This window comes from Bacteroides sp. MSK.20.12, from assembly GCF_019052435.1.
GTDB classification, from domain to species: Bacteria; Bacteroidota; Bacteroidia; order Bacteroidales; family Bacteroidaceae; genus Bacteroides; species Bacteroides xylanisolvens.
Genome location: NZ_JAHQVH010000042.1, coordinates 47,506 through 54,692 on the forward strand (window position 1 = coordinate 47,506; position 7,187 = coordinate 54,692).

3 protein-coding genes are annotated in these 7,187 nt (G+C 39.2%); 1 reads left to right on the forward strand and 2 read right to left on the reverse strand.

What is annotated here, in order from left to right; all coding sequences use genetic code 11:
- Positions 1 to 25: 25 nt before the first annotated feature.
- The gene (locus tag KTR06_RS18995) at positions 26 to 1,543 is read right to left on the reverse strand and encodes a RagB/SusD family nutrient uptake outer membrane protein (protein WP_008643286.1); all 1,518 of its coding nucleotides are present in this window, start codon (positions 1,541 to 1,543) and stop codon (positions 26 to 28) included.
- Positions 1,544 to 1,555: 12 nt separating this feature from the next.
- Positions 1,556 to 4,489: a TonB-dependent receptor gene (locus KTR06_RS19000; RefSeq protein WP_117809097.1), complete on the reverse strand. Its 2,934-nt coding sequence runs from the start codon at positions 4,487 to 4,489 to the stop codon at positions 1,556 to 1,558.
- Positions 4,490 to 5,134: 645 nt separating this feature from the next.
- Between KTR06_RS19000 and KTR06_RS19005 the strand changes: the two genes are divergently transcribed.
- Positions 5,135 to 7,060 (forward strand): NAD(+) synthase, encoded by a 1,926-nt coding sequence (locus KTR06_RS19005; protein ID WP_004310818.1) that lies wholly within the window; start codon positions 5,135 to 5,137, stop codon positions 7,058 to 7,060.
- Positions 7,061 to 7,187: the final 127 nt, after the last annotated feature.

A 7,187-nucleotide genomic window follows, 5' to 3' on the forward strand; every position in this document is an offset into this window, starting at 1 on the left:
TGTTTCTCTATATTATCTTTATACATTATTTATTGCTTTCATTAGGTGCTAGATCCACGCCAGGAGCATCCAACTCATGTTGTGGAATAGGCCATACAAAACGAGGATCGTCTTTCTCTAACTTCAACGTATTACCCGGAGAGATAGTCGAAGTTTGTTCTTTACGTTCAAATCCCTCATGCCAACGTTTCAAGTCGTTAAGACGGAAACCTTCCATAAAGAGTTCTTTCATACGTTCTTCACTGACAGTTTTAAACCAATTTTCTTCTGTAAGCGTAGTAGAGCCACCATAAGAAGAATAACGAGCCATACGTAAAGTAGAAATATCAATTCCTGCTTTTCCATAATAAGATGCTCCCATCCGGCAATAAGCCTCTGCACGAATCAGATATTGTTCCGCTAACCGGAACGGTTTCGGCATGGATACACACAGCAATCTTTGGCTTATAAAATCCTGATTTCCCATGTATTTAACCAAAAGAGGCCAAGTCAACCCATGAGAAAATCCGGTCGTTGCCGTAGCGAAATAAGCATTATAGCGTAAATCAGCATTGGCATAGGTATCCAATGCCCATTTAGCTGGTACATAATCCGGTTTATAAGATGTATAATCATAATTGAGGAATACAGTGCCTAATGCCCCTCCATAGGAATTTACCTCAAACATTACTTTCCAAATGATTTCAGTAGAATTATCATACTGCCACATGTATGCAAAATCATTATAAGTAACCGAATAACTATGCTTGGTTGCATCAGCTAATATATATTTCTTACTATCTATTACTTTAGTAGCATATTCAACAGCTTTCTCCCACTTCCGCATATACAGGTACATACGAGCATATAAAGCATTGACTGTACCAATCGTGAAATATGCAGAATTATAAATAACCTCAGTGTCATCATCCGTAGCCAGATATTCGGCCGATCTAGCCAAATCATCCAATACAAACTGATACGAATCTTTTAAAGAAGCACGTTTTACAGGTCCCGGATTAACGTAGCTGGACTGCAGTACAACTCCCAGTTCATTGGCAGCTTCTTCGTCACTTTCATAAGCTTTACAGAAACACTTCAACAGTTCTGAATAAGCCAGCGCACGGGCAAAATAGATATGACCTTTATAGGTATCCAACTTGTCCAGTTGTTCATCATCTGAAGTGTTGGCCTCTACAGCAGCAATGTTATCAAGAACAAAATTGCAACGTCCGATGACAGTATACAAGCCACCATACACATATTCCACCTGTTTATTGATAGCTAATATTTCATTACGCCATACATCACCATAGATATTTGTATATCCTTTAACAGCGTATACCAGATCCGTCTGAATATCAGGCAATAAAGTCAAGTATCCGCTATATAGGCTGGCATTTTTAAACTGTGCATAAATACCGACCAAAGCTTGGCGTACATCGCTCACTGTCTTAATAGCCTCTTCTTGCGGAATTGCATCTTGCGGATATTTATCAAGACAGGAAGATGCCGAAAGCAATACCGCAACTAAAACTATATATAATTTTATTTTTCTTATCATCACTGATTAATTTTAGAATGAAACTTCCAGTCCGAATGTAAACTGACGGGACATAGGGTATTGAGCCTTATACACATTGGAGGTAGACTCCGGATCCATCCCTGTAAAACTTGTAAATGTCAACAAATTCTGTCCCTGCGCATAAATACGGGCACTACTTAAAAAATTAGTCCGCTGCAACCATTTCTGTGGGAATGTATAGCTAAGCATTAAATTTTTCAGACGCAGGAAAGAAGCATCTTCCAAGAATCGTGAATCTAGTTGAGGAGTAACTCCATAACGAGGGATATCAGTCACATCTCCCGGCTTTTTCCATCGATCATAAAGCATACGTTTTGACTGATTGTAGGCACTGAACAGTCCGTTGCTCTCTTGAAAAACTCTGTCATTGTTAAGCATCCAGCGATCGGCCACCCACGTGAACTGTGCGGAAAGTGAAAATCCTTGCCAAGAAAGTGTAGTACCAAAACCACCTTGCCAAGGAGCTTCATGTGTCTTACCCAGCATCACTTTGTCATTTTCATTATATTCTGTAGTAATTTCACCGTCTTTGGTATACCATAAAGCATCTCCATTAGTAGGATTGACTCCTGCATAACGGTTCAGATAAAATTCACCTAACGGATGACCTACCGCAACCATTCTACCAGTATCAGAGGCTACATATTCTGTTATCCCATTATAAAGCTCGGTTATCTCATTTTTATTATATGAAACATTGGCGTTCACATTCCATGTAAAGTCTTTGATGCGAAGTACGTCTGCACTGACATTAATTTCTACACCACGGTTTCGCATAGCTCCCACATTATCCCAACGAGTTCCAAAACCGCTAGTTGTGTAAGAAATGGGAACTGCCATCAACATATTAGTAGTTTTCTTATTATAAAACTCCACATCCAAATTTATACGATCAATAAAACCTAAATGCAGTGCCACATTAGTAGCCCATGTAGACTCCCAACTTAATTCTTCATTTCCCAACTGGGAAATAGCAATACCTGATTCATTGTTATACTTATATCCACCGGAAACTAAAGCCAAATGTTCATAGTTATTAATAGAAGAGTTGCCCGATGTACCGGTATTAATCGCTATTTGCGCATTAGTAAGCCATTTATATTTTTGCATGAACTTCTCCTTACGGAGATTCCACATAAACCCGACTGACCAAAAAGCTCCCCAATGTTTATCTGTTCCGAAACGGGAAGATCCATCCCCACGAACCGAAAAGTCAGCATAGTAACGATCATCATAATTATATTCACCACGACCAAAAAAAGAGAGAAAAGAATATTCCGTAACGGGATCTCCCCATGATGAAGCGGTAGAACCGGAAGACAAGTTTGTCAAAATATCATTTGTCTGTCCACGAGTCGTAACCTGAAAACCTTCATAATGATAATCGACTCCTTCCTGCCCAACCATAAAGTTGAATGAATGAACATCATTCAACATAAAACGGTAGTTTGCCGTATTTGTAATCATCAGATTAAGCATATCATACGAACTACGCTGGGCACCTCCATAATTATTATTTGGCTTATAACTCGGAAAACTTCGATAAAAAGAAGTAGTATGACCATAATCTGCACTTAGTTGTGAACGAATTGTGAGATTCTTTATAGGTGTAGCTTCAGCATAGAAAGTAGATAAAAGTTTATACTTCTTATTTGATAACGGATTGTTTTCCATCCATGCTAACGGATTCTCCGTCGTTCCTTTCCAACTGCCGTCATCCTGAAGAGCCAGACTTCCATCCTCCTTATAAGGATTCCAGTAAGGCAACATGAAAAAAGATGCGGAAATAGGAGCCCACAATGCATATTCACCATCATCACTCTGTTCTACCTCCTGATAAGTAAACATTGTATTCGTTCCTATTTTCAACCATTTATTAGCTTTCGCCTCCACATTGGCACGGAAGTTAACACGCTCAAATGTAGAACCTACTGCAATACCATCCTGATCATAATAGCTTCCCGAAACATAATAATTTAACTTTTCCGTACCACCATTTACTGATAACTCGTAATTCTGCAAGGGTGCTTTGTCATTGTATACCTTATCCAGCCAATTGATATTTATCTTACTTAATTTCTCGTAATCCTGTCCTTTATCCAATCCCACTTCTTTTTCAAACTGAATACGTTCGTTCGTATCCATCTGATCCCAGTCCTTTGAAGCTAATTGGGAAAAACCTAGTTGTGTACGGAAAGTAATCTTGGCAGCTTCCCCCATACGTCCACGCTTGGAAGTGATTACTACCACGCCATTAGAAGCACGTGCGCCATAGATAGAAGTAGAAGAAGCATCTTTCAACACTGAAATGCTCTCAATATCATTAGGACTAATCGTGTTGAAATCTGAACTTGAAATAGCCACTCCATCCAATATAAAAAGAGGATCTTTCCCCGAATTAATTGAATTTGTTCCGCGAATACGAAAAGTTGCTGCCTTACTGGGTTCACCTGATTCAGAAAGCACCATTAATCCCGGTGCCTGCCCTTGCAGTGCCTGATCGAAACTCGGAGCAGGAACATCTTCCATCTTTTCAGCTTTTACCGTAGATACAGAACCTGCAATCGTACCTTTCTTACGTACACCGTAGGCAACAACCACTACTTCTTCTACCATTTGTGCATCACTCTCCATCTTCAGATTCATGCGAGTGGCAGCAGACACCTGCTTTTCCATCGTTTTCATTCCAATGTAAGAAAACTGCAAAATAGCAGGGGATTTCGTCACTGTGATACTGTAATTACCATTCATATCGGTAATTACTCCGTTCGTCGTACCCTTCTCCAAAACAGACACACCAATCATCGGCTGATTGTCTTCCGCCGAAATAATGTGTCCCGTTACCTGATATCCACCCTGTGCAAAAAGCAACAGGGGGATACTTGTCAGAGTAAAGAGTACAAACAAGAGAATTGATTTTCTCATCTTTGATACTTTGATTTTAAATTAATGAAATTGATTTATTTTTATAGATTTATCTACAATAAGGAATACGCAGTCTTCGCGTAGAATAATACACTCCTTTCCCAAAATCGGTTTATGCATTTTCTGCACCGACTTGGGACAGGCTATTATTATCTATAAATATAGAATAGGAATAGACTAACTTGGCAAATTCTTAATATTGCGCCAAATATCCAAATAGATTTTTCGTGTTACTGCTGTGTGAATTAAATGTATGACCATCTGCTCTCTTAAGTTATAAATTAAACACTAATATCACTTGTTCTGTTTAGGTGTTATACACTTCTAATATTGTTCTATTTCGGCTACAAATATATATATTATATTTAAATAAAAGAAACAATATGTCGCATATTTTATACCAAATTTCCACTTATATCTTTTTGATACATATTTAAGTACACAAACCCATAAATGAAAATAAATCCACAACATATTTCAATGATAGTTGAATATAAACGTTCATTTTGACAGTTACTTTAATTACTCAAATAACAACATCACAACTCATACAAAATAGCTTATTAAGAGGATTCAATATAGAAAAGATAATTATTCAAAACTATTTCCTATTTTTGCACTCATTATATATAAATAAGGTATAAGATGAACTACGGATTTGTAAAAGTAGCTGCAGCCGTGCCACACGTAAAAGTGGCTGACTGTAAATTCAATGTAGAGAAGATAGAAAGTCTGATTGCAGTGGCTGAAGGAAAAGGAGTGCAGATCATTATTTTCCCGGAAATGAGTATCACCGGATATACTTGTGGTGACCTATTCGGACAACAACTTTTGCTGGAAGAAGCAGAAATGGGGCTGATGCAAATTCTGAATAACACCCGTCAATTAGATATCATTTCTATTGTTGGCATGCCTGTCGTTGTCAATTCGACAGTTATCAATGCAGCCGTAGTGATTCAGAAAGGGAAAGTGTTGGGAGTTGCAGCCAAGACCTATCTGCCGAATTATAAAGAATTCTACGAACAACGTTGGTTCACATCAGCGCTTCAGTTGACTACAAACAACGTACGCTTGTGTGGACAAATCGTTCCCATAGGTGCAAATCTGCTTTTTGAGACTTCAGATACGACTTTTGGCATTGAGATATGCGAGGACCTTTGGTCTACTATACCTCCAAGTTCCTCATTGGCACTGCAAGGAGCAGAAATTCTGTTCAATATGTCTGCTGATAATGAAGGCATTGGAAAGAACAATTATCTTTGTTCTCTCATCAGCCAACAATCTGCACGTTGTATTGCCGGATATGTATTCTCGTCTTGTGGCTTTGGAGAATCTACTACCGATGTGGTTTTTGCCGGTAATGGGCTGATTTATGAAAACGGTTCACTGCTTGCACGCAGCGAACGTTTCAGTATGAAAGAGCAACTGATTATCAGCGAAATTGATGTGGAACGCATCCGGGCAGAACGCAGAATAAATACTACCTTCGCCGCTAATCAGGCAAATTTAGGAGACAAGAAGGCGGTTTCTATCGCAACAGAATTTGTCAACAGCAAAGAACTGACCTTAACCCGGAAGTTCAATGCCCATCCTTTCGTACCACAAGGAATTGAGCTAAATGAACATTGCGAAGAAATATTCTCTATCCAAGTGGCCGGACTAGCACAAAGATTAGTTCACACCGGAGCCAAAACAGCTGTAGTGGGTATTTCAGGCGGACTAGACTCAACACTGGCACTGCTCGTCTGCGTGAAGACCTTCGATAAACTGGGATTATCCCGGAAAGGTATTCTCGGAATCACGATGCCGGGTTTCGGAACGACTGACCGCACCTACCATAATGCGATCGATCTAATGAAATCATTAGGTATATCCATCCGTGAAATTAGTATTAAAGATGCCTGCATCCAACATTTTAAGGACATCGAACATGACATGAATGTACATGACGTTACATACGAGAATTCGCAAGCGCGCGAACGTACACAAATACTAATGGATGTGGCCAATCAGACTTGGGGAATGGTTATCGGCACAGGGGATTTATCCGAACTTGCATTGGGATGGGCTACTTACAACGGCGATCACATGTCCATGTACGGGGTAAATGCGAGTGTTCCCAAAACACTTGTGAAATATTTAGTACAATGGGTGGCAGAAAACGGTATGGACGAAAACTCGAAAGCTACTTTGCTTGATATTGTAGACACTCCTATTAGCCCGGAATTGATTCCGGCGGATGAGAACGGAGAAATTAAACAGAAAACAGAAGATTTGGTAGGTCCTTATGAACTGCACGACTTCTTCCTATATTATTTCTTACGTTTCGGCTTCCGGCCTTCCAAGATATTCTATTTGGCAAAAACGACATTCAAAGATATGTATGATGAAGAAACCATCAAGAAATGGCTTTCCACTTTCTTCCGTCGTTTCTTCAATCAGCAGTTCAAACGTTCTTGCTTACCGGACGGACCTAAAGTAGGAAGTATTTCTATTAGTCCACGGGGGGATTGGAGGATGCCTAGTGATGCCAATTCAGCTATGTGGCTTAAAGAAATAGAGAATTTATAGGGAAGTACAAACATCAAACTATTCTCACTGCTATGAGAAAAAATACTCATTACTATGAGAAGATTTTCTCATTAGGGATATTCAGTAAATGTTCCTCTTTCTAAAAAATCAAGAGAAAAGCTTTGCT